The sequence below is a fragment of the Thermomonas sp. S9 genome, assembly GCF_024704365.1.
Lineage (GTDB): Bacteria > Pseudomonadota > Gammaproteobacteria > Xanthomonadales > Xanthomonadaceae > Thermomonas.
This window is the reverse complement of the sequence record NZ_JAJDFY010000001.1, coordinates 190786-213427: the sequence shown is the minus strand read 5'-3', so window position 1 is coordinate 213427 and position 22642 is coordinate 190786. Positions and strand designations below refer to the sequence as shown.

The 22642-nt window shown below is 71.8% G+C and carries 17 protein-coding genes and 4 pseudogenes; 11 read left to right on the top strand and 10 right to left on the bottom strand.

The annotated features are described in order from the left end of the window. The first annotated feature begins 154 nt into the window (after positions 1-154). From LJB71_RS01090 to LJB71_RS01075, 4 genes are read left to right on the top strand one after another with little or no spacing between them, the layout of a single operon-like run. Complete coding sequence (locus LJB71_RS01090) at positions 155-1087, top strand: ABC transporter ATP-binding protein (protein WP_259302769.1); 933 nt, start codon at positions 155-157, stop codon at positions 1085-1087. Next, complete coding sequence (locus tag LJB71_RS01085; RefSeq protein WP_310649370.1) at positions 1084-1920, top strand: ABC transporter permease; 837 nt, start codon at positions 1084-1086, stop codon at positions 1918-1920. The genes LJB71_RS01090 and LJB71_RS01085 overlap by 4 nt, the downstream gene beginning before the upstream one ends. A 29-nt stretch (positions 1921-1949) precedes the next feature. Then, positions 1950-3179, top strand: coding sequence for a sensor histidine kinase (locus LJB71_RS01080; protein ID WP_259302768.1), 1230 nt, complete (start codon positions 1950-1952; stop codon positions 3177-3179). 43 nt (positions 3180-3222) lie between these two features. Beyond that, complete coding sequence (locus LJB71_RS01075) at positions 3223-3825, top strand: response regulator transcription factor (RefSeq protein WP_259302767.1); 603 nt, start codon at positions 3223-3225, stop codon at positions 3823-3825. Between the two features lie 7 nt (positions 3826-3832). Here the strand turns inward: LJB71_RS01075 and LJB71_RS01070 are convergent. Together LJB71_RS01070 and LJB71_RS01065 are read right to left on the bottom strand one after the other, a co-directional pair. After that, positions 3833-4311, bottom strand: a pseudogene (locus tag LJB71_RS01070) (cytochrome b/b6 domain-containing protein). Positions 4312-4379: 68 nt separating this feature from the next. Continuing rightward, the gene (locus LJB71_RS01065) at positions 4380-5465 is read right to left on the bottom strand and encodes a catalase family peroxidase (RefSeq protein ID WP_259302766.1); all 1086 of its coding nucleotides are present in this window, start codon (positions 5463-5465) and stop codon (positions 4380-4382) included. 167 nt (positions 5466-5632) lie between these two features. Between LJB71_RS01065 and LJB71_RS01060 the strand changes: the two genes are divergently transcribed. Both LJB71_RS01060 and LJB71_RS14460 read left to right on the top strand, forming a co-directional pair. After that, a complete protein-coding gene (locus LJB71_RS01060) occupies positions 5633-6157 on the top strand; it encodes a sigma-70 family RNA polymerase sigma factor (protein ID WP_259302765.1) in 525 nt (174 codons plus the stop codon). Next, positions 6154-6889, top strand: a pseudogene (locus tag LJB71_RS14460) (anti-sigma factor). The gene LJB71_RS01060 and the pseudogene LJB71_RS14460 overlap by 4 nt, the downstream one beginning before the upstream one ends. A gap of 18 nt (positions 6890-6907) precedes the next feature. Here LJB71_RS14460 and LJB71_RS01055 read toward each other — a convergent pair. The 6 genes from LJB71_RS01055 to LJB71_RS01030 all read right to left on the bottom strand — a co-directional run bounded on the left by LJB71_RS01055 (position 6908) and on the right by LJB71_RS01030 (position 11816). Next, complete coding sequence (locus tag LJB71_RS01055) at positions 6908-8284, bottom strand: leucyl aminopeptidase family protein (RefSeq protein WP_259302764.1); 1377 nt, start codon at positions 8282-8284, stop codon at positions 6908-6910. Beyond that, the gene (locus LJB71_RS01050; protein WP_259302763.1) at positions 8281-8994 is read right to left on the bottom strand and encodes an HAD-IA family hydrolase; all 714 of its coding nucleotides are present in this window, start codon (positions 8992-8994) and stop codon (positions 8281-8283) included. The genes LJB71_RS01055 and LJB71_RS01050 overlap by 4 nt, the downstream gene beginning before the upstream one ends. A gap of 46 nt (positions 8995-9040) precedes the next feature. Then, a complete protein-coding gene (locus LJB71_RS01045) occupies positions 9041-9358 on the bottom strand; it encodes a hypothetical protein (protein ID WP_259302762.1) in 318 nt (105 codons plus the stop codon). Continuing rightward, positions 9355-9942 carry a phage holin family protein gene (locus LJB71_RS01040; RefSeq protein WP_259302761.1) on the bottom strand — a complete coding sequence of 196 codons (588 nt, stop codon included), beginning with the start codon at positions 9940-9942 and terminating at the stop codon, positions 9355-9357. Before LJB71_RS01040 ends, LJB71_RS01045 begins: the two co-directional genes overlap by 4 nt. A 7-nt stretch (positions 9943-9949) precedes the next feature. After that, on the bottom strand, positions 9950-10306 hold the full coding sequence (locus LJB71_RS01035; protein WP_259302760.1) for a hypothetical protein: 357 nt from the start codon (positions 10304-10306) through the stop codon (positions 9950-9952). Positions 10307-10385: 79 nt separating this feature from the next. Beyond that, the gene (locus LJB71_RS01030) at positions 10386-11816 is read right to left on the bottom strand and encodes a Do family serine endopeptidase (protein WP_259302759.1); all 1431 of its coding nucleotides are present in this window, start codon (positions 11814-11816) and stop codon (positions 10386-10388) included. Between the two features lie 553 nt (positions 11817-12369). Here LJB71_RS01030 and LJB71_RS01025 point away from each other — a divergent pair. The 3 genes and pseudogenes from LJB71_RS01025 to LJB71_RS01015 all read left to right on the top strand — a co-directional run bounded on the left by LJB71_RS01025 (position 12370) and on the right by LJB71_RS01015 (position 15966). After that, positions 12370-14520 (top strand): adenosylcobalamin-dependent ribonucleoside-diphosphate reductase, encoded by a 2151-nt coding sequence (locus LJB71_RS01025; protein WP_259302758.1) that lies wholly within the window; start codon positions 12370-12372, stop codon positions 14518-14520. A gap of 111 nt (positions 14521-14631) precedes the next feature. Then, on the top strand, positions 14632-15120 hold the full coding sequence (locus tag LJB71_RS01020; RefSeq protein ID WP_259302757.1) for a hypothetical protein: 489 nt from the start codon (positions 14632-14634) through the stop codon (positions 15118-15120). Positions 15121-15197: 77 nt separating this feature from the next. Beyond that, positions 15198-15966 (top strand): annotated as a pseudogene (locus tag LJB71_RS01015) (NrdJb). Positions 15967-16041: 75 nt separating this feature from the next. Here LJB71_RS01015 and LJB71_RS01010 read toward each other — a convergent pair. Together LJB71_RS01010 and LJB71_RS01005 are read right to left on the bottom strand one after the other, a co-directional pair. Beyond that, positions 16042-16533 (bottom strand): YetF domain-containing protein, encoded by a 492-nt coding sequence (locus LJB71_RS01010; RefSeq protein ID WP_259302756.1) that lies wholly within the window; start codon positions 16531-16533, stop codon positions 16042-16044. A gap of 34 nt (positions 16534-16567) precedes the next feature. Next, positions 16568-18911: pseudogene (locus LJB71_RS01005) on the bottom strand (S9 family peptidase). A 140-nt stretch (positions 18912-19051) separates the two neighbouring features. On the opposite strand from LJB71_RS01005, the gene LJB71_RS01000 reads away from it, so the two are divergent. After that, positions 19052-19321, top strand: a complete 270-nt coding sequence (locus LJB71_RS01000) for a YcgL domain-containing protein (protein WP_114959548.1) — start codon at positions 19052-19054, stop codon at positions 19319-19321. 53 nt (positions 19322-19374) lie between these two features. Further along, positions 19375-22632, top strand: coding sequence for an ankyrin repeat domain-containing protein (locus LJB71_RS00995; protein ID WP_259302755.1), 3258 nt, complete (start codon positions 19375-19377; stop codon positions 22630-22632). The last annotated feature ends 10 nt before the right edge of the window (positions 22633-22642 follow it).

Genomic DNA, 22642 nt, shown 5'->3' with positions numbered 1-22642 from the left:
GGCTGCGGCCCGCGCTGCATCGCCATCGTGACACAGCCTACGCGGGGCGCTCCGGACGAGCATGTGATGGCTGTCATCCGGATGTCCTGACGCCTGCGGCTGCAGGCACGGGCGGGCCATCGGCATGCTGGCGCCATCTTCGCGGAGGCTTACGATGGACGGACATGGGACGGATGCGCGGCCGCTGCTGGCCTGCCTGCGCGCTGCGCACAAGCGGCATGGCGCGATCCCTGCGCTGCAGGGCCTGGACCTGGCGCTGCGCGGCGGCGAGCTGCTGGCGCTGCTGGGGCCGAACGGCGCCGGCAAGACCACCGCGATCGGCCTGCTGCTGGGCCTGGCGCGCCCGGATGCCGGCAGCGTCGAACTGTTCGGGCGCGATCCGCAGGACATCGCCGCGCGCCGCCACGTCGGGGTGATGCTGCAGGAAGCGGCGCTGCCGCCGACCCTGAAGGTGCGCGAGCTGTTGCGGCTGACCGCGAGCTATTATCCCGCGCCGCGCAGCATCGCCGACGTGGCCGCGCTGGCCGGCATCGAAGACCTGCTGGCGCGGCCCTACGGCAAGCTGTCCGGTGGCCAGCAGCGGCGCGTGCAGTTCGCGCTGGCGATCTGCGGCAACCCGCGCCTGCTGTTCCTCGACGAGCCCACCGTCGGCCTCGACATCCAGGCGCGGCAGGCGCTGTGGGCGGCGATCCGCGCGCTGGTGGCGGACGGCTGCGGGGTGGTGCTCACCACCCATTACCTGGAGGAGGCGGAGGCCCTGGCCGACCGCGTGTGCGTGCTCGCGCACGGGCGGCTGCTGAGCGAGGGCAGCGTGCAGGCGCTGCGCGCGCGGATCGCGCGCAAGCGGGTGTGGTGCGCGACCACGCTGCCGCTGGCGGAACTGGCGGCGTGGCCGGAGGTGGCGGAGGCCGCGCGCGACGGCGAGCGCCTGTGCCTGTCCAGCGACGTCCCCGAACAGCTGCTGCGCCGACTGCTGGCCGCCGACCCGGCGCTGTCAGGGCTGGAAGTGCGCGCGGCCGGGCTGGCCGAGGCGTTCACCGAACTCACCGGCGCGGCCAGCGCCGGGCAGGTCGCGGAGGCTGCATGACCCTTGCATCGATCCCGTCATCCACGCCGGCGTCCAGTCCGGCAGCGACCACCGTGGCCATGCTGCCGGCGCTGCCGCGCGCGCGACTGCTGGGCGCCTACGTGCAAGAGGCGCGCAGCGAGATCGTCCGCTACCTGCGCAACCCCGGCTTCCTGCTGCCGGTGATCCTGTTCCCGAACGTGTTTTATCTGATGTTCGCGGTGGTGCTGAACCACGGCAGCAGCGAGGCCACGCGCTACATGCTGGGCAGCTACAGCACCTTCGGGGTGATGGCGCCCGGGCTGTTCGGCTTCGGGGTGTCGCTGGCGCTGGAGCGCGATGGCGGCCTGCTCACCCTCAAGCGCGCGCTGCCGATGCCGCCCGGGGCCTACCTGCTCGGCAAGATGCTGATGGCGGTGCTGGTGGCGCTGGTGGTGGGCGCGCTGCTGCTGGTGCTGGCCGTGGGCATCGCGCACGCGCCGCTGGTGCCGATGCAGATGGCCACCCTGCTGCTGGTGGATGCGCTGGGCGTGCTGCCGTTCTGTGCGCTCGGCCTGTTCATCGGCACCCTGCTCAAGGGCCAGGGCGCGCCGGGGCTGCTGAACATGGTGTACCTGCCGATGGCGTTCCTGTCCGGCCTGTGGTTCCCGCTGCAGATGATGCCGCCGCTGCTGCGCCAGCTGGCGCCGGTGTGGCCGAGCTACCACCTGAACGCGCTGGCGCTGTCGGCAGTGGGCTTCGACACCGGCGCGTGCTGGCCGCACGTGCTGGTGCTGGCCGCGTTCACCGCCGGACTGCTGTGGCTCGGCGGCGCGCCGCCTGCGCCGGCGCGGCTGAAGTGCGGCCTGCAGTAGGATCGCGCCTGGCCCGCGGGAGGGACGCGATGGACGTAGACACTGGCAGCGGCATGGGCGATCGGTTCGATCGACGCCTGCGCGGCTGGCTGGCGCGCTACTTCGCGCCGGCGCCGGATTCCCTGGTCGCGCGCGAGGCGCGCCTGGAACGCCCGGCCTGGACCTGCTTCATCCACCTGGTGTGGTCGGTGTGGGTGTTCATCACCCCGGCCTTTTCCGGCGGCGAGTACGGCTATACCGGGCGCTGGCTGCTGCTGACCCTGGTGTCGTATCCGCTGTTCCTGTGGCTGTACACGGTCAGTGTCTGCGCCAGCGAGCGCCGCGCGCACCTGGCCGCGCTGGGCATGCTGCTGCTGTGCTTCGCACTGCTGCCGTGGTATCCGTCCGGGCTCAGCTACTTCGTGTTCGGCTGCGTGATGCTGCAGCCGCGCGGCAACGGCACGCTGCGCCGCTACGTGGTCTGGCTGCTGGCCTGCAACCTCGCGCTGATGGGCTATGCGCGCCTGATCGGCTATCCGTGGGTGGCGCTGGTGTGGATGCCGGCGGTGACCGCGATCATCGGCATCATCACCTTCGTCGAGCGCCTGAACCGCCAGCGCGACGCCGCCCTCAAGCTCTCGCACGAGGAAGTGCGGCGGCTGGCGGCGCTGGCCGAACGCGAGCGCATCGGGCGCGATCTGCACGACCTGCTCGGGCACACGCTGTCGATGGTGGCGCTGAAGTCCGACCTCGCCGGCCGCCTGCTGGCGCGCGACCCGCAGGCGGCGCAGGCGGAGATCGCCGCGGTCAGCCAGGTCGCGCGCGAGGCGCTGGCGCAGGTGCGCGGCGCGGTCAGCGGCATCCGCGCGGCCGGGATCGCCGCCGAGCTGGCCGCCGCCAAGCTGCTGCTGGAAAGCGACGGCATCGCCTTCGACTACCAGCTGGACGAGGCGTTTTCCGCGCAACCGCTGCCGGCCGCGGCCGAGACCGCGCTGGCGATGTGCCTGCGCGAGGCGGCCACCAACGTCCAGCGGCATGCGCGCGCACGCAGCGCGCAGGCGCTGTTCACGCGCGAGGCCGGCGAGCTGCTGCTGCGCATTCGCGACGACGGCCGCGGCGGCGAACTGGTGCCCGGCAACGGCCTGTCCGGCATGCGCGAGCGCGTGCGCGCGCTCGGCGGGCGCCTGCGGCTGGACAGCAGCGCGCAGGCCGGCACCTGCGTGGAAATCCGCATCCCGCTGGCGGAAAGTCCAGCCCTGCCGGCCGCACCGACCTGCTAAGGTCTGGCTCCCTTCCCGCGCCCTCCCGTTGCCTGCCCGCGCGATGATCCGGATCCTGCTCGCCGAAGACCAGACCATGCTGCGCAGCGCGCTGGCGGCGCTGCTGGGGATGGAATCCGACCTCGAGGTGGTGGCCGCGGTGGGCGACGGCGAGACGGCCTGGCGCGCGCTGCAGCGGCATCGCCCCGACCTGCTGCTGACCGACATCGAAATGCCCGGCCTCACCGGGCTGGAGCTGGCGCAGCGGATCGCCCGCCACGAACTGCCGGTGAAGGTGGTGGTGATCACCACCTTCGCCCGCGCTGGCTACCTCCGGCGCGCGCTGGACGCCGGCGTGCGCGGCTACCTGCTGAAGGACGCCCCGGCCGAGCAGCTGGCACAGGCCCTGCGCAACGTCCACCGCGGCGGCCGCGCGATCGACCCGCAGCTGGCGCTTCAGACCTGGGGCGAGGCCGATCCGCTCAGCGAACGCGAGCGCCAGGCCCTGCGCCTGGCCGGCGAAGGCCTGTCCGCGGGCGAGATCGCGCAGCGCCTGAACCTCTCGCACGGCACCGAGCGCAACTACCTGTCCGAGGCGATCGGCAAGCTCGGCGTCGGCAACCGCATCGAGGCCTACCGCCTCGCGCGCCAGAAGGGCTGGCTGTAGCGCGCGCTCACTCTTCCCGTGGCGAGCGGCCACGGCCCGCCATGGCGGAAAACACGCCGTCGCGACGCACCCAGGCGTGGTACAGCGCCGCAGCGATATGCAGCAACACCAGGGCGAACAGCGCGAACGCGAGACTGCCATGCAGCCAGCGCAGCCATGCATACAGCAGCGGATCGACCGGAGCGATCGGCGGCAGCTGCAAGGCCGGCGTCATCTGCACCGGGAAGCCGCCGGCGGACAACATCGCCCATCCCAGCAGCGGTAGCGCCAGCATCAGCGCGTACAGCAAGCTCAATGCGAAAGGTGCGCCGCGTGCGCCTGCCAGCGCGGCAGGTCCGCCGGCAGCGGCGGGGGTGGATGGCGCAGCCGGTTCCCGATGCGCACCAGCACGAGCACGAGGATCGCGATGCCGAGCGGGCGGTGGAGTGCGATCAACCATTCGCGCTGGGCGATCGAGGCGACCATGCCGACACCGACGAACAGCATCGCCAACAGCATCGCGGCCATGCCCCAGTGCAGCAGGCGCGCCAGCGGATTGAACGGGGTCTGGGTGCTCATCGTGCACGCTCCTTGGCGGTGGCATCCGGGGCCTGTCCCAGCGCGATTTCACGCTCGCGGCGGTTGTACGACTGCGCATAGACCGAGGCGCGCGCCGCCAGCACGGGATCGGCGGAGGGTGCGATGCCTGCCGGCAGCACGGTCGGGTCGAAGTTCACGTCGCGGCAGGCGCCGCTGGCTTGCGGTTGCATCGCGTCTATCTCCAGCGTGCCCGCCACCACGCGCTGGCGATCGGAGGGCCAGGGCTGCGAGGGGTCGGTGATTGGATCGCCGTCGGCGGCCACCGTCAGGACCAGGTCCCAGCGCAACGGACCGCGCGCAAGGCGTGTGCGCAGGTCATCGGCCAGGTAGTCGGGCTCGGCCTCGGCGCGGCGGGCCGCCTCCATCGGCGCAAACGCGAGTTGCGGCTGCATCGACCAGCGCACGAAATGGCTTTTGCCGCGGCCATCGCTGAATCGGAAGGCATTGACGCCATTGAACTGGGTATTGCCCCAGCTGTCCGGCCACGGCGCCGTCTTCGCCCATTGCTGAAACTTGGCGATTTCCGGATGCCGCTGCAGCAGTGCAGCGAGCTTGGCGGGATCTGGCTTGCCGGTCGCCGGGTCCGGGCGGTTGGCCAGGGCCTGCTCGTAGAAGGCTTCCGGAGTGGAGACCGCGAAGAATGGGAAGTTGTTCATCGCCATCCGCCATTGCTGGCCATTCGCGGAGGACAGCAGCAGGCCCATGCTGCGCACCCGGGTGGTGGCGTCGGGGGCGTGCGGATCGCCGCCGCCGATCGAAAGGCGGCCGAGCACCGGGGTCACCGCACCCGGTGCCAGCATGCCGGCGCGGGTCAACGCCGCGCCGGCGCCGCTACTCACGAAACGTCCGCTGATGCAGACGCCTTTCGCGTGAGCCCGCCGGAATCCCGGATGGATGCCGCCGTTGCCGGCTTCGAGGGCATCGGTGAAACGCTGCGCGGTCAACCGCTGGCCGGGAATCCAGCCGGCGGTCCAGGCGAACGCGCCGGCCAGGAAGAAGAGGATTGCGGCGATGGCAAGCAGTGGCAAGGCGCGGAGGAGACGAGGGGGCAGGCTGGACATGCGGGTTTCCCGGAATGGAACATGGGTGTGACGCCGCTGCAGGGCGGTTATTCCACCGGAATCGCAACGGCCACGGGCGCGGCTGGCGTGCTGCGGCATCGGCCTCGGCAATGGAATAAACGCCGCGCCGGGACGTTTTACAGCCACACCCCACGGAGTCCGGCGGGATGGATGCAGAAGAACAGGCGCGGGCGTTGGAGGAGGCATTGCCGTCGCTGCGGCGGTTCGCGCGCGCCTTGTGCAAGGATGCGGCGGATGCCGACGATCTCGTGCAGGCGACCTTGGAGCGTGCGCTGGCGGGTTGGCGCGGCCGCCGCGCGCAGGCGCTGCAGCCGTGGTTGTTCGCGATCCTGTATCGGCGGTTCCTGGACGAATGCCGACGGCAGGCGCGCTGGAGCCGATGGCGCCAGCTGTTCGCGGCGGGTGGCGGCGCGGACGACGATCACGTGCCATCCCCTGAGCAGGTGCATGCCGGGCGCGAGCAGTTGGCGGCGTTTTCCCGCTTGCCGGCGGAGCAGCGGGCGGTGCTGGTGCTGGTCGTGGTGGAGGGGGTTGGCTACCGCGAGGCCGCTGCGGCGCTCGGCATTCCCGTTGGCACCGTGATGTCGCGCCTGGCGCGCGCCCGCGCGCGCTTGCGCGCCTTCGCGGAGGAACCACCTGCAGCAGGGCGCAATCTGAGAAGCGTGTTATGAACGATGACATCCACGAGCACGACTTGCATGCCTGGCTGGATGGCCAATTGCCGGCTGCGCGGCAGGCCGCGGTCGAGGCCTGGTTGCGGTCCCATCCGCAGGAGATGGCGCGCATCGCTGCGTGGCGTCGGGATGCGGCCGCCCTCCGAGCGGGCTTTGCCGGCCGCTTGCCCGACGCACCGCAGCTGCGGGTGCAGGCAGTGCGACGGCGATTGGCCGAACGCCGCCGTGCCCGCGCCGGCATCGCGGCGGGGTTGGTGGCGGCGCTTGGACTGGGCCTCCTGGGCGGCTGGCAGCTGCACGCCCGGCATGACATGGCACTGGCGCCTCCGATGGCGGACGCGGTCGCGGCCTACCGTGTGTTCGCGACAGAGGATGCACCGGTCGCATTCGATGGCGGCAGCCGCGCGGCCTTGCAGGCCTGGCTGCGCACCCATTTCGGCGGTGCTGGCGTCATCCCCGAACTGACGTCCCAGGGCTATGCGCTGGCGGGGGGCGTTTGTTGTCCACCCCGGAGGGGCCAGCGGCCATGCTGTTGTATCGGGACGCTGCGGGAACCCCCATCGCCATCTACCTGCGGCCGCGCACGCCGCGCTTCACCGCGCCGGGGAGCGCCGGGACGGGCGCCTGTTGGCGCAGTACTGGGTCGAAGGCGGAACCGCGTTTGCGCTGGTCGGACCGGCGACCGCAGCCGGCCTGCGCCAGCTTGCGCCGCTGTTGCGTGGGAGTTGAAAAGCCGTCTGCGCGCGCTCAACCCGCCGCGCGCGCCTTCAGCAGCACGTAGGCGGCGCGCAGGCCCTGCGCCTCGCCGCCGGCCGGCTTGCCGGGGCGGTCGCCGTCGTTCCATGCGTACACGTCCACGTGGCCCCAGCGCACGCCGTCCTCGACGAAGCGCTCGAGGTACAGCGCGGCGGTGACGCTGCCGGCCATCGTGGTGTTGCTGCTGTTGGCCAGGTCCGCAATACCGCTGGTGAGGTAGCGCAGGTACGGCCGCCACAACGGCATCCGCCACAGCGGGTCGCGCACCTGCTGGCCGGCGGCCAGCCAGTCCTGCGCCAGCGCCTCGTCGTTGGCGTACAGCGCGGGCAGGTCCGGCCCCAGCGCGACGCGCGCGGCGCCGGTGAGGGTGGCGAAATCCAGCAGCAGGTCGGGCGAAAGTTCGCAGGCGCGGGCCAGGGCGTCGGCGAGGATCAGCCGGCCTTCGGCATCGGTGTTGTCGATCTCCACGCTCACGCCCTTGCGGGTGGCGATGACCTCGCCGGGGCGCAGCGCGTTCGGGCCGATGGCATTTTCCACCGCGGCCACCAGCAGGGTGAGCCGCAGCGGCAGCCTGCGCGCCATCACCAGCCCGGCCAGCGCCAGCGCGTGCGCGGCGCCGCCCATGTCCTTCTTCATGTTGCGCATGCCGGCGGCGGCCTTGAGGTCCAGCCCGCCGGTGTCGAAGCACACGCCCTTGCCGCAGATCGCCACGTGCGGATGCGCCGCCTCGCCCCAGGTGAGTTCGATGAGGCGCGGCGCGCGGTGCGAGGCGCGGCCCACCGCGTGGATGGCCGGGTAGTGCTGCGCCAGCAGGGCGTCGCCGGCAATGACATCGACCGTCGCGCCGTGCGCCTGCGCGAGTCCGCGCGCGGCCGCTTCCAGCTCGTCCGGGCCCATGTGCTCGGTGGGCGTGTTGACCAGGTCGCGCACGCGCACGCAGGCGGCGAGCAGGTCGAATGTCTCGGCATCGAAGCCGTCCGCGGCCAGCCGCGCCGCCGGGGCCGGCTGCGCCTTGTAGCGGGCGAAGCGGTAGCGGCCCAGGCCCCAGCCCAGCTGCAGCGCGTGGCGTGCGCCGTCATCGAGTTCGGACGCCACCTGCCAGTCGCCCGCGGGCAGCGCGCGCGGGGCATGCGCCCAGGCGAACGGGTCGTGGAGGTCATCCACGCCCAGCACCGCTCCCGCCGCGCGGCCGGCGGCATCCGGCCAGCTGCAGGCGCGGCCGGGCGCGCCGTCGAAGCGCTGCGCCGCCAGCCAGGCCTGCACCGGCGCGGCCTGCGCCTGCAGCCAGGCCGGGAACGTGGCCTTGCTCACCGCATGCAGCGGCAGCGCGGCGGACAGGTCGGTGGTGTAGCCGTCGGGCAGGGTCATGTAGAGGCCTCGGAATGGGCGCCGGCCTCCAGCCAGTCGGCCAGCGCGGTCAGGGTGGTGACGCGCAGTTCCGCGGGCGGCAGGTCGGCGGGCCAGGCGTGATCGCCGCGGTCGATCCAGCAGGTGTGCAGGCCGGCGTGGGTCGCGCCGGCGATGTCCATCTGCGGATGATCGCCCACGTGCATGACCTGCTCCGGGGCGAACCCGAGCCGGCGGCAGGCTTCATGGAACAGGCCGGCGTCGGGTTTGGGCGCGCCGTATTCGCGCGCGCCGAGCTGGAAGCGGAACAGCCCGGCGATGCCGATCACCGCCAGGTCCGCGTTGCCGTTGGTCAGCGCGGCGATCGGCCACCGCGCGGCGATCCGGCGCAGGCCGTCCTGCGCGTCGGGATAGAACTCCACGTGGTTGCGCTCGCGGAAGAAGATCGCGTAGGCCGCGCTGGCCAGCGCGGGGTCGTCGCCGCTCTCGCGCAGCGCGCGCTCGATCGTCAGCCGCCGCAGCAGGCCGAGATCGTGCGCGTGCTCGGGAAATTCCGCGAACACCCGCGCGCGCAGGGCGCGCATCTCCTCGATCGGGAAGCGCTCGGCGGTGCGCGGGCTGTGTTCGAGGAACCAGGCGTGCAGCGCATTCTCGATGCGCTCCCCGATCGGGGCGAACGGCCACAGGGTGTCGTCGAGGTCGAAAGTCAGGGCGCGGATGGACGGGTTCACGTCTGCATTGTAGGCCGCCGTGGCGGAGGCGGCGCACGGCAGGCGATCAGTCCGCGGGTGGGGCGGCGCGGCTGTCACGGGTTGTGGCGGCGCGCACCGCGTCGAGGGTGGCCAGCAGCGGGCCGAGGGCGCGCAGTGCGCCGAGCAGGCCGCCTTCGCCGGCCAGCCGCAGCGGGCGCGCGCGGCCGCTGGCGAAGCCCAGGGCCAGGCCGATCACGAGGATCCGTCCTGGCGTCCAGGCCGCGCGCCAGGTGGACTGCAGGCGCTGCCACTGGCGCTGCGCGCGCCGTTCGCGCACGGTCAGCGCGTGCTCGGCGTGCTGCACGCGCCGTCGGAGGGCATCGAAGCCGCGGTCGAGGCTCATGGCGCGGGGGCTCCGTTCGGTCGGGCGTGGTTGTCGCCACGGCCATCTCCATTGGCATCGCCGCCGGACGTATCGGCATTCGTAGCCGGCGGCTCCTGCGCGTCGCGGCGCAGCAGCGCGTCCAGCTCGGCGAGCGCGTCCAACCCCAGGCGCGCCAGCTGGCGGCGGGTGGCGCGCAGGCTGCTGTACTCGAAATAGCGCATCGCCGCCAGCGCGCACGCCGCGGTGACCGCCAGGCTGAGCAGTGCGCACGCCAGCAGGGCCGCCAGCCACGACAGCCCCAGCGCCTGCAGCGCCGCGATCAGCGCCGCCATCAGCAGCAGCCAGGCCGAACCGCCGAAGATCACCGCCAGCGCGACGGCGACCAGCGCGCGGATCAGCGCGGCGCGCGCCAGCGCGATGTCGGCCGCCACCAGCAGCCGCAGCGCTTTGAGCGCATCGCGGCTGGCGCGCAGCCCGGCGCGGCCTTCCGCGCCCAGCGCGCGCAGGCTGTCGGCCACGCCCGCCGCCGTGCCCGCATGCGCGTCGGCCTGCCCCGCGCCGGCGTCTTCGCCCGCGGCCTGCCGCGGCTCCCCGGTGGCCATCGGCGGCTTACTTGTCGCTGCGGGCGAGCTTGGACAGGATGAAACCGGCGGCGAACGCCACCCCGAACGCCACCAGCGGACGCTCGCGGATCAGCTCGGAAGCGCTGTCCAGCAGGTCGCGGCCCTTGTCCATCAGTGCGTTCATCTGCTCGCCGGCGGCGCCGCCCAGGTGCTCGGCCGCGCCCAGCCCGGCCACCGCGCCGTCGGCCAGCTCGGCCTTCACCTGCGCCTTGCCCAGGCGCAGCTCGTCGCCGGCCGCGCTGGCGGCGTTCTTCACCGCGCCACCGGCGGCGCTGGCGGCCTGTTTCAGGTGCGCGCCGGCCTCGCCCAGGTTGCTCTTGACTGCTTCGGTGTGCTCGCTCATCTGCTGCGTCCTCGGGGGTGAAAGGGAACCGCGCCGGCAGTGTCGCACCGGCGCTGCATGGAGGGCGTCAACGCCGGGGTCAGCGCATCGGCAGCTGTCCGCTGGCGTTGCCGCGCAGCACCCGCAGCACCAGCTGCGGCACCGGCGCGGACAGGGTGGCACGGAATCCGGTGAGATCGCTGAACGCGCCGCTGCTGGCGGCCAGCACCACGTCGCCGGGTTGCAGTCCGTTCTGGGCGGCGCGGCTGCCGCGCTGCACCTGCTCCACCAGCACCCCGGCCAGGCCCTGCCGGCGCAGCGATTCGGGCAGTTCCGCGAAGCGCGCGCCGGCCAGGCGCGGATCCAGCTGGCCGCCGTCCAGCGCCTTCGGTGCCTCGCGCAGGCCGCTGGTGATGCGCAGCGGCTTGCCGTCGCGGCGCACCTCCAGCACCACGGTGGCGTCCGGTGCCTGCAGGCCCTGGAAGTTGCGCAGCGCCTCGGCGTTGTCGATCGGCTGGCCGTTGGCGGCCACCACCACGTCGCCCACCTTCAGCCCGGCGGCGCCCGCGGCCGAGCCCGGGAACACCCGGGTCACCACCGCGCCGCGCGCCTCGGCCAGGCCCAGGCCCTGCGCCAGCCGCGCGTCCACGTCCTGGGTGTCGATGCCGAGGGTGCCGCGGCGCACCACGCCGCCGGCCAGCAGCTGGTCCATCACCCGGTGCGCGAGGTTGGAGGGAATCGCGAAGCCCAGCCCGATGTTGCCGGCCATCGAGCCACGCGGGTTGAAGCTGGCGGTGTTGATGCCGACCAGCTCGCCGTTGAGGTTGACCAGCGCACCGCCGGAGTTGCCGGGGTTGATGCTGGCATCGGTCTGGATGAAGTTCTGGTAGCCGGCGCCGGGCAGGTTGTTGCGGCCCACCGCGGACACGATCCCCGAGGTCACCGTCTGCCCCACGCCGAACGGATTGCCGATCGCCACCACGAAATCGCCGATCTGCAGCTTGTCGCTGTCGGCCAGCGGGATCGCGGTCAGGCGTTGCGCCGGGATCCGCATCAGCGCGATGTCGGTGTCGGGGTCGTTGCCGACGAACTGGGCCTTGAGGCTGCGCCCATCGGCCAGGGTCACCTGCACCTCGTCGGCGTCCTCGACCACGTGGTTGTTGGTCAGCACCAGCCCGCGCTGGGCGTCCACGATCACGCCCGAGCCCAGCGACTGCGCGATGCGCTCGGCCGGGATGCCGAAGATGCGGCGGAAGACGGGGTCGTCGCCGAACGGCGTGTTCACCCGCACCACCTGCTTGGTGTTCACGCTGACCACCGCCGGCAGCACGCGCTTGAGCATCGGCGCCAGTGATGGCACCGGGGTGCCCGCCACCGCCGCCGGCAGGGTGCCGCCGGCCGCCGGCACCGCCGGGGTGGTCGCCGCGGCACGCGCCGGCTGCTCCAGCAGCAGGTTCAGCCCGGTGGCGGCAAAGCCGCCGAACGCGGCGGCGACGGTCAGGGCGAGCAGGGTCTTGGTGGCGGTCTTCATGCGCGGCGATCGGAAGCAACGGCGGGCCAGGCCGCAAGTATTGCCGAGACCCGCCGCGGCTTGCGCAATCGTGGCTGAAGGGGCGGGCCATCGCCAGCGGGAGGGTGGGCATTGCACTGCAGCATCCGGCGGGTGCGGGTTTTGCACGTATTCAGTTCCACGCCGGAGGCGTGCCGGATCGCGTGGAACACGCATTCTGGGCGGGTGTCAGCGGCGGGCGCGGGATTGCAAGCCGGGGGCGGTGCGATTTTCGCGTTGACTTGGGTTGGAGGCGTGGCTATGGTCTTGCGGGTTGGCCACAACATCTTGTGGTTGGTTTTGCAGGAAATCCCAAGGCTAGTGGCGCAGGGGGCCGAGCCGAGGGCAACGACGTCGGCAGGGGAGCGGCGCGTGACGAAGCAAGAACCGGCGGTGACGCCACCAAAATGAAGCATTGGCAGGCTGCGCGCATCGTGCGCGGCCTGCGTCGCCGCCGCCGCCGGACGCCGGGGGCGGGGCATGGGCAGCGGATCCGCCAGCGCGGGTCTATAACGACACAGGAGAGTCGAAGGGCATGAGCACGGCGAGGCTTGAAGCGGTGACCACGGACGCGAATCAGGACATCCCGATGCAGCCGGCGTCGGTGGACATCTGGGACAAGAAGTACCGCCTGAAGACCAAGCAGGGGGTGCCGCTGGATGCCGATATCGACGGCACCTACAGGCGCGTCGCCAAGGCGCTGGCCGAGGCCGAGCCCACCGCCGAGCTGCAGCAGTACTGGCAGGAGCGCTTCACCTGGGCGCTGCGCCGCGGGGCCATCCCCGCCGGCCGCATCACCTCCAACGCCGGCGCGCAGGAGCACAAGCCCGCCACCTCGACCATCAACTGCACCGTCTCCGGCACGATCGAAGACTCGATGGACGGCATCCTGGACAAGGTGCACGAGGCCGGCCTGACCCTGAAAGCCGGCTGCGGCATCGGCTACGAGTTCAGCACCCTGCGCCCGCGCGGCGCGTTCGTGGCCGGCGCCGGTGCCTACACCTCCGGCCCGATGTCCTTCATGGATATCTACGACAAGATGTGCTTCACCGTGTCCTCCGCCGGCGGCTGCCGCGGCGCGCAGATGGGCACCTTCGATGTGTCGCATCCGGACGTGAAGGACTTCATCCGCGCCAAGCGCGAGGACGGCCGGCTGCGCCAGTTCAACCTGTCCCTGCTGATCACCGACGGCTTCATGCAGGCGGTGGAACACGACGCCGACTGGCCGCTGGTGTTCCCGGTGAACATCAAGGAAAAGGGCGACGTCGACCTCGATGACCCGGCCCAGGTGGTGTGGCGCGAGTGGCCCACCCACCGCAACTACATCGCCCGCGAGGACGGCCTGGTGGCCTGCAAGATCTACGGCCACATCCGCGCCCGCCACCTGTGGGACATGATCATGGTCTCGACGTACGACTACGCCGAGCCGGGCTTCATCCTGATCGACCGCGTCAACGAGATGAACAACAACTGGTGGTGCGAGACCATCCGCGCCACCAACCCCTGCGGCGAGCAGCCGCTGCCGCCGTACGGCGCCTGCCTGCTGGGCTCGGTCAACCTGACCAAGTTCGTCAAGCATCCCTTCACCGACCAGGCCACGTTCGACTGGGAGGAATACAAGGAAGTGGTGCGCGTGTTCACCCGCATGCTGGACAACGTGGTGGAGGTCAACGGGCTTCCCTTGCAGCAGCAGCGCGACGAGATCATGCGCAAGCGCCGCCACGGCATGGGCTTTTTGGGCCTGGGCAGCACCATGACCATGCTCAAGATGAAGTACGGCAGCCAGGAGTCGTGCGAGTTCACCGAGCGCGTCGCCCGCGAGATGGCACTTGCCGGCTGGGAAACCGGGCTGGCGCTGGCGCGCGAGAAGGGCCCGGCCCCGATCATGGACGAGGTGTTCACGGTCACCGCCGAGATGCTGCGCAAGCGCCCGGAGATGGCGCGCGACGGCTGGAAGATCGGCCAGGAGATCCAGGGCAAGACCCTGCACGCGCGCTACAGCCGCTACATGCAGAAGGTGGCCGAGGTCGCGCCGGAACTGGTGGAGGAGCTGGCCGAGGTCGGCGCGCGCTTCACCCACCACAGCTCCATCGCACCCACCGGCACCATCTCGCTGTCGCTGGCCAACAACGCCAGCAACGGCATCGAACCGAGCTTCGCCCACCACTACAGCCGCAACGTGATCCGCGAGGGCAAGAAGACCAAGGAGAAGGTGGACGTGTTCTCCTTCGAGCTGCTGGCCTACCGCACGCTGGTCAACCCGAAGGCGATGCCCTACGCCGAGGATCCGGCCGCCCGTCTGCCCGATTATTTCATCGCCGCCGACGACATCAGCCCGAAGGAACACGTGGACGTGCAGGCTGCGGCGCAGAAATGGGTGGATTCCTCCATCTCCAAGACCGCGAACGTCCCCACGGACTACCCGTACGAGGACTTCAAGGACATCTACCGCTACGCCTACCAGCAGGGCCTGAAGGGCTGCACCACCTTCCGCTTCAACCCGGCCGCCTTCCAGGGCGTGCTGGTCAAGGAAACCGACCTCGAGAACACCACCTACCGCTTCGAGCTGGAAGACGGCAGCGTGGTCGAAGTGAAAGGCAACGAGCAGATCGAATACGACGGCGAGCTGCACACCGCGGCCAACCTGTTCGACGCCCTCAAGGAAGGCTATTACGGCAAGTTCTGAACGCGCCCGCGGCGGCGCGCGCGGACAACCGCGCCGCCTGCTGCACGCGCGCCGTTTCCGGGTATAGGATCGCGCTGCGGTACCCACCAACCACGCCCTTGAGGAGGGCCTATGAGCAATGGAGATGGAGTGACGGCAGCCCTGTCGGATGCCGTTGAAACTGCGAAAGAGAAGGTTGCGGAAGTCGGCGGCGCGATGGCCACCACCGCCAGCGCCACCGTGGCGAAGGTGAAGAAGGCTGCGAAGTCGGCCGAGAAGAAGGTGAAGACCAACGTGGCCAAGGCCAGGAAGGCGGTCGGCAAGACCGTGGCCAGGGCCAAGAAGAAGCTCGAAGCCGCCAGCAAGGACGCCAAGAAGGAAGTGGCCGCGCTGAAGAAAAAGGTCGCCGCCAAGAAGGCCGCCACCAAGAAAGCGGTGAAGAAAGTCGCGGCCAAGAAGCCGGCGGCGAAGAAGGCCGTCAAGAAGGCGGTGAAGAAAGTCGCCGCCAAGAAAGCCGTCGCCAAGAAGGCTGCCAAGAAGGCCGTGAAGAAGGTGGCGAAGAAGGCGCCCGCCAAGAAGGCCGTCGCCAAGAAGGCTGCCAAGAAGGCCGCCCGCAAATAAGCCGTCCCTTTGCGCCCGCCCGGCCGTGCCGGGCGTGGCGCGCAACCCGCAACGCACAGACCGCCAGAGTCAGGACCATGACCGTCAGGATCGAGAAGAAAATCAAGGGCTATGCCGTCGTCACCCCGGACGACAAGGCGAAGGAGAGCGCCAAGGCCGCGGAGACCGCCGCGCCGGCCGCCGCCCCCGACGACAACGTGATCCAGATGCACGAGCGCATCGAGCGCCCGGACGTCCTGATCGGCAGCACCTACAAGATCAAGTCGCCGCTGGTGGAGCACGCCATGTACGTGACCATCAACGACATCGTGCTCAACGCCGGCACCGAGCACGAACACCGTCGCCCGTTCGAGATCTTCATCAACAGCAAGTCGATGGAGCACTTCCAGTGGATCGTGGCGCTCACCCGCATCATGTCCGCCGTGTTCCGCAAGGGTGGCGACGTCACCTTCATCGTCGAGGAGATGAAGGCCGTGTTCGATCCGCGCGGCGGCTACTTCAAGGCCGGCGGCGTGTATATGCCGTCGCTGGTGGCGGAGCTCGGTCACATCGTCGAAGACCACCTGAAGTCGATCGGCCTGCTGCACGACCCGGAGATGGGCGAGCACACCCGCGCACTGATCGCCGAGAAGCGCAGGCAGTTCGAGGAGCGCTCAAAAAAACGCTGAATCCGGCCCGTCCGGCCTGAGCAGCGCGGCGGAGCACCCGGAAGACATCGCCGTCACCGGCGACGGCGCCAGCTTTCCGCCGTCCGCGACCATGTGCCACAAGTGTTCGACCAAGGCGCTGGTGCTGATGGACGGGTGTGCGACTTGTTTGAATTGTGGGTATAGCAAGTGCGGGTGATAGCAGGGCGCAGCCGGGTCAGAATGCGGGGTCGGGTTCAGAAGTGGACCTGGCCCCGTTTTCATGATCCCGTTTTCAGTCCCTGCCTGCTCGATCCGACTTCTTGAGGATGGTGATGTGGCCGTTGGTTTCCAGCAGGGCCAGGGCGATCTCGCCGACATCATCCACATCGTTCATGCGCATGGCTTCGTGGAAATCGGTCTTGCTGATCAGCTCGCGCCGCAGCACGTGGTCGAACACGCGACCGTGACGCGCCAGCACCACCGGCTCGCCCTCCAGCAGGCGCTCGGCCAGACGGCTGCGCGAGGTGGCCAGCGCCACCAGGTAGTTCACCGCGATCAAGGTGCTGGCCATGATCGCGGCGCCGGTGAGCGAGTTGTCGCCGCCGTTGATGCCGTTCTGCACCGAGTTGCCCAGCAGGATCAGCAGCACCAGGTCGAACGGGGTGAACTGGCCCACCGAGCGCTTGCCCGACAGCCGCATCAATACCGTCACCAGCACGTACACCACCAGCGCGCGCAGCACGAACACCCACCACGGCGCGGACAGTTGAAACAGGGCGTCCATCACGGTGCCTCCTGCCATGGTGATTCGACCCGGATCACGGCTTCAGGGTAGCCTCGAACAGCGCATGGATGCGCCGGTATTCGTCGTACCAGCTGTCGGGATGCACGAAGCCGTGCCGCTCCAGCGGATAAGGCGCCAGTGTCCAGTTGTCCTTGCGCAGCTCGATCAGCTTCTGCGCCATCATCACCGAATCGCGGAAGAACACGTTGTCGTCGATCATGCCGTGCGCAATCAGCAGGCGGTCCTTGAGCCCGGCGGCGAACTCGATCGGGCTGGAACGCTTGTAGGCCTCGGGGTCGAGCTCGGGCGTGTTGAGGATGTTGCTGGTGTATTCGTGGTTGTACTGGCTCCAGTCGGCCACCGGGCGCAGCGCGGCGCCGGCCTTGAACACGCCGGGCGCCTTGAACAGCGCCATGTAGGTCATGAAGCCGCCGTAGCTGCCGCCATAGATGCCGGCACGGTCGCGGTCGCCCTGCTGGTGGGCCACCAGCCAGTCGAGGCCGTCGAGGTAGTCCTCCAGCTCGGGCTGGCCCATCCAGCGGTAGATCGCGGTGCGCCAGGCGCGGCCGTAGCCTTCGCTTCCGCGGTAGTCCAGGTCGAGCACGATGTAACCCTCGTCCACCAGCAGGTTGTGGAACATCTGCTCGCGGAAATAGCCGGGGTAGCGCGCGGAGACGTTCTGCAAATAGCCGGCGCCGTGCACGAACATCACGATCGGGTACTTGCGGCCGGGCTCCAGCTGCTGCGGGCGGTAGAGCTTGCCCCAGATCACGCCGGCGCCGTGCTGGCTGGGCACCTGCACGAGCTGCGGCTGGATCCAGCGGCGGGCCTTGTACTCGGGGGTGCGGGTATCGGTCAGGGTGCGCGCCTGCCCGCCGCTGGCGGCCACCTGCGCCAGCTGTGGCGGCAGGTAGGCCGCGGAATAGCGCACCAGCAGGGCATCGCCGCGCGGCGACAGGCTGAAATCCTCCACCCCGTCCAGCGCGGTCAGCTCGCGCACCTCGCCGCCGCGCGCGGGCACCGCGCACACCTCGTAATCGCCGGGCGCGGCGCGGTTGCACAGGAAGTAGAAGGTGGCCCCATCCGGAGACACCGCCACCTGCGAGGTCTCCCAGCGGCCGTCGGTGAGCTGCCGGCGGCGCGCGCCGTCGAGCAGGTACAGGTGCGAATAACCGCTTTCCTCGCTGAGGTACCACAGCGTGCGCTCGTCCGGTAGCCAGCCGAAGTCGTTGAAGCTCCAGTTGATCCAGGCCGGGTCGTGCAGCCGGTGGCGCGGCTGCAGGGTGCCGGTGGCGGGATCGACGGTGGCGATCCAGCGGTCCTTGTTGTCGATCGCGCGCAGCATCACCGCGGCGCTGCCGCCGTCGCCGCGCCAGCGGATCTCGGCCACCTGCAGCGGGCGCGGGCCGTCCAGCGGCGGCTTGCCGGCGGCCTTGCGCAGGTCGGCCAGCGGGTCGTCGCGCAGCCCGGGCAGCGGATCGAACGTGAGCTCGCGCAGCTTTGCCGGTGGCCAGCTCGGCCAGCCACAGCCGCTGCGGCACCGGCGGGTTGCGGCCGACCCGGGTGCGCGCGTCCTCGAACTCCTCGTAGCCGGATTCGGTGACGTACATCGGCATCTTGCCGGCACGCCCGCCATCGGCGCCCTTGGCGCTGGTGACCACCAGCAGCCAGCGCCCGTCCGGCGACAGCGCGGAATCGGCGATCTGCACGTCCTTGCCCAGATACACCGGCGCCGGCGCGCGGGTCGGGTCCTGGCGCTGCCAGGCCTCGGCCTGCGCGCGTGCGGCCTCGCGCATCTCGCGGTCGCGGCGCAAGGTGTCGATCAGGCGCAGCTGCTGCTCGCGCAGCGCGTCCGCCGCCGCCGGCGTGCCCGGGGCGTCCTCGGCGCGCGGCTGCGCCGCCTGGGTGATCAGTGCGCCGTCCCAGCGGTACCAGCGCCCATCGGCCAGCCACACCAGGCCGGCGCTGCCCCATTGCAGGCGCGAGGCGCCCCCCAGGCCGCGACCGAGCTGGGTCAGCGTGCCGCGGCGCAGGTCGCGCAGGAATACGTCGCCGTTGCGCACGAAGGCCATGCGCGTGCGGTCGGGCGCCAGCACCGGATTGCCGGCGTCCATGTCCGCGCGCGCGGCCTCCTCCAGTTTGCGTGGCGGCGAGGCGCCATCCGTGGTCACCGTCCATACGTCGCGGACCGTCGCGCCGGGGCGCTTCTGCAGGAAATACGCGGCCTTGCCGTCCCAGCGCCACCACGCCAGCTCCACCGGCGGGCCGATCCAGTCGGGATCGGCCATCGCCTGCTCGAGCGTGACCGCCTTCGGATCGGCCGCGTGCACCGGCACGGTGGCAAGCAGCAGGGCAAACACGAACGGGGACAGACGCATCACAGGCTCCGCGATAAAGGCAGTCGGCAGGGTAGCAGCCGCCGCCACATGCGCTTGTGCCTAAGGTCCTGTCGGGTTCCGCCGCGCCGCGCTTTCCCGCACAATCGCTGCGACGCCGCCATTCCATCCCCCGGGCCGCCATGCTCGCCTTCGTCTACAAGAGCCTGAAGAAGGCCGATACCTACGTGTACCTGGCCGCGCGCGACGATTTCGCGCGCCTGCCGGCGCCGGTGCGCGCGCAGCTGGGCGAGCTGCGCTTCGTGCTGGAGGTGGCACTAACCCCGGAGCGCACGCTGGCGCGCGAGAACCCCGAAGTGGTGCGCCGCAACCTGGCCGCCAACGGCTTCCACCTGCAGCTGCCGCCCAGCGTGCAGGACCCGCTGCTGGACGATTGGGGCACCGATGCCTGAGCGCGCCCCCTCGCCGGCACCGCATGGCTCGTGCCGGGGCTGGCGCTGGCGGCGTGCGGCTGGCTGGGCGGCGTGCCGGCGGCGATCGGCCTGCTGCTGGCGCAGGTGCCGGTGGCGCTGGGCCTGGGCCTGCTGCGCGGCACCCGCGCGCGCGCGCCGGGCTGCTGGCCGATGCCGGGCGCCTGCTGCTGCAGTGGCTGGCGGCCGCGGCGGCCGGCGTGCTTCTGCTGGCCGGGCCGCTGCGCTGGCTGCTGGCGCAGCCGAGCCTGGGCCATGCGCTGCTGCTGGCCGGCGGCGCCGGGGTGCTGCTGATCGGGCTGTGGTGGCACTGGCCCGGCCTGCACCTGCTGGCGCGCAGTGGTGGCGAAAGCCTGCGTCGGGCGCGGCGCGCGGCGCTGGAACAGGCGTCCTGGCGCGGGTTGCTGCGGGTCGCGCTGCCGATCGCCCTGCTGGTCGCCGGCGGCCTGCTGCTGGCGTGGCCCGGCCTGCTGGCCGGCCCGGCACGGCTGCTGGGACTCATCCTGTTCGTCGTCCTGATGCCGCTGCTGCACCTGCTGGTGCAAGCCGCCGCGCCCGCGCCGACCCTGCACAGCCTGCCGGTGGTCGAGATGGACGCCGGCGAAGCCGCCGACGCCGCGCCGCTGTTCGATGGCCCCGCCAGTACCGCAGCTGCGCGTGAAGCCGAGGCCGATGCGCCCGATCCCGCCCGCCTCGCCCGCGAGCTGTACGCCGCCGCGCGCAACGGCCGGGTGGAGCGCGCGCTGGCGCTGCTCGCGGAAGGCGCCGATCCCAATGCCCCGCCGGAACCCGACGCGCGCGACCGCCGCAGCCTGGCGATGCTGGCGGCCGTGCTGCCCGACCTGCGCCTGCTGCGCGCCCTGATCGAGCACGGTGTGGACGTGAATGCGATGCAGGCCGGGATGAGCCCACTGCTGGCGGCCACCCGCGACAGCTGGCACGGCCGCCCGGAAGCGGTCATGACCCTGCTGGCGAACGGCGCCGACCCGCGCCAGGCCGATGCCGAGGGCAATACCCCGCTACATTTCGCCGCGCGCAGCGTGGATCCCGGGGTGGCTGCACTGCTGCGCGACGCCGGTGCCGAGGTCGATGCCTGCAACCACGAGGGCATTTCCCCGCTGGGCAGTGCCTGCCTGGCCGGCAACTGGCGGCTGGCGCGCTTCCTGCTGGAGCGCGGCGCGCGCCCGGAACCGCCCGGCGGCCAGCCGGCGCTGCTGTGCGCCGCCGCCGGCGAGGACGACGATGCCGCCGGGGTGCAGCTGCTGCTGCGCCATAAGGCGCGCGCCAACGCCCGCGATGCGCGCGGCCGCAGCGCGCTGCACGAGGCCGCCGCGCTCGACCACGCCGAAATCTGCCGGGCCCTGCTGGAAGCAGGCGCCGAGGTGGATGCGCGCGACGGCCAGGGCCGCACACCGCTGCTGGAGGCGGTGCGTGGCGGCGCGCTGCGCGCGCTGGAAGCCCTGCTCGCGGCCGGCGCCAACGTGCATGCGCAGGACGCCGCTGGCGCCAATGCCCTGCATCTGGCGTGTGCCGCGGAAACGCCCCGCCTGGATCTCGTGCGCGACCTGCGCGAACTGGGCGTTGATCCGCACGCGCCGGACGCGCACGCCCGCAGCGCGCTGGACGTGGCCATCGCGGCCGGTCGCTGGACGCTGGTGGCGGCACTGGATCCCAAGTGCCCGCTGCCGGTGTCGCTGCAGGACGACGCGGCGGCCCAGGCCGAACGCCCGCCGCAGGTGCTGCTGCGCGAACGCCTGCTGGAAGGGGCGCCGGAGGCCGAGCTGGCGGTGCTGGCCGCCCTGCTGGGCGCGCGCGACCTCGATGCCCTGCTGCACGACGATGCGGTGATCGCCGAACGCGGCCGGCTGGACTGGCTGCTGCGCCACGGCGCGCAGCCGGAAGCCCCCGACACCGCCGGCCAGCCGCCGCTGTGGCGCCTGCTGGCGCGCGGCGCGGACGGCATCGCCGGCGCCCGCCGCCTGTTCGCCGCCGGGGCCGGCGCGGGCGGGGCCGGCGGGCTGGCGCGCTTCCTGGCCGGCTGCCTGGCGCACGGTGCCGGCGCGGACGGCGAGACGTTCGCGCTGGAGCTGCTGGAACGCGGGGCCGACCCGTTTGCCGCGGGCGCGGACGGCGATCCGGCACTGGTGCTGGCCGCGCGCCTGGGCTGGATCGGGCTGCTGCGCGCGCTGCTGGCGCGCGGGCTGGACCCCGATGCCAGCGACCATCGCGGCATGGCCGCCCTGCACCACGCCACCGCGCTCGGCCGCACCGACCTGGTGAAGGCGCTGGTGCTGGCCGGCGCCAACCCCGACCGCCGCGCTGCCGATGGCCAGACCCCGCTGGGAATCGCGCTGTCCTGCGGCCGGCGCGACCTTGCCGACTGGTTGGACTGGCGCAGCTGGCGGCCGCCACGGCGGCCGCTGCTGCCGCCCGACCTGCCGGCCACTGCCATCGTCGGCGACCTCGATGCGGCGCGCCGGCTGCTGGCGCTGGGCCTGCCGGTGAATGCCCGCGACGCGCAGGGGTGCACCGCCCTGCTGCGCGCCGCCGGTGGCGGCCATCGCGCGCTGGTGGAGTTCCTGCTGGCGCAGGGCGCCGACCCCGGGCTGGCCGCCAGCACCGGCGCCACCGCGCTGTCGGCGGCGGTGAGCATGCGCCACCTGGAGATCGTGGACCTGCTGCTGCGCGCCGGCAGCGGACTGGACCAGCGCCTGCCGGGCGAGGTCAGCGTGCTGATGCTGGCCGCCGCGCTGGGCCTGCCGGACATGGCCGCGCGCCTGCTGCAGGCCGGCGCCGACCTGCACGCCATCGACGCCCAGGGCCAGACCGCGCTGCACTGCGCCGCCCTGTACGGCTTCACCGCGCGCGAGCGCCCGCGCCTGATGGCGCTGCTGGATGCGCTGCTGCTGGCCGGCGCCGACCCGCACGCCGCCACCCGTGCCGGGCTCACCCCGCTGCTGCTGCTGCTGGGCGCGCGCGCCGAACCCGGCACCCCGGCCAACGAGGACGTGCTGCTGGGCGCGCTGGAGCGCCTGCTGGACGAAGACGTGCGGCTGGACGACCGCGACAGCCGCGGCTACGGCCCGCTGCACCTGGCCGCGCTGCACGGCCTGCAGCGGGTGGCGCGCGCGCTGCTGGACGCCGGTGCCAACCCCGACCAGCGCGACACCCTCAACCGCAGCCCGCGCGACATCGCGCTGATGCGCGGCTACGTGGACGTGGCGGCGGAGCTCGGCAACGCCCCGCTGCCGCCCGGCGGCGGGGTGTCGATGGCGCGTTTCCTGCGCGAGTAGCAGGCACGCC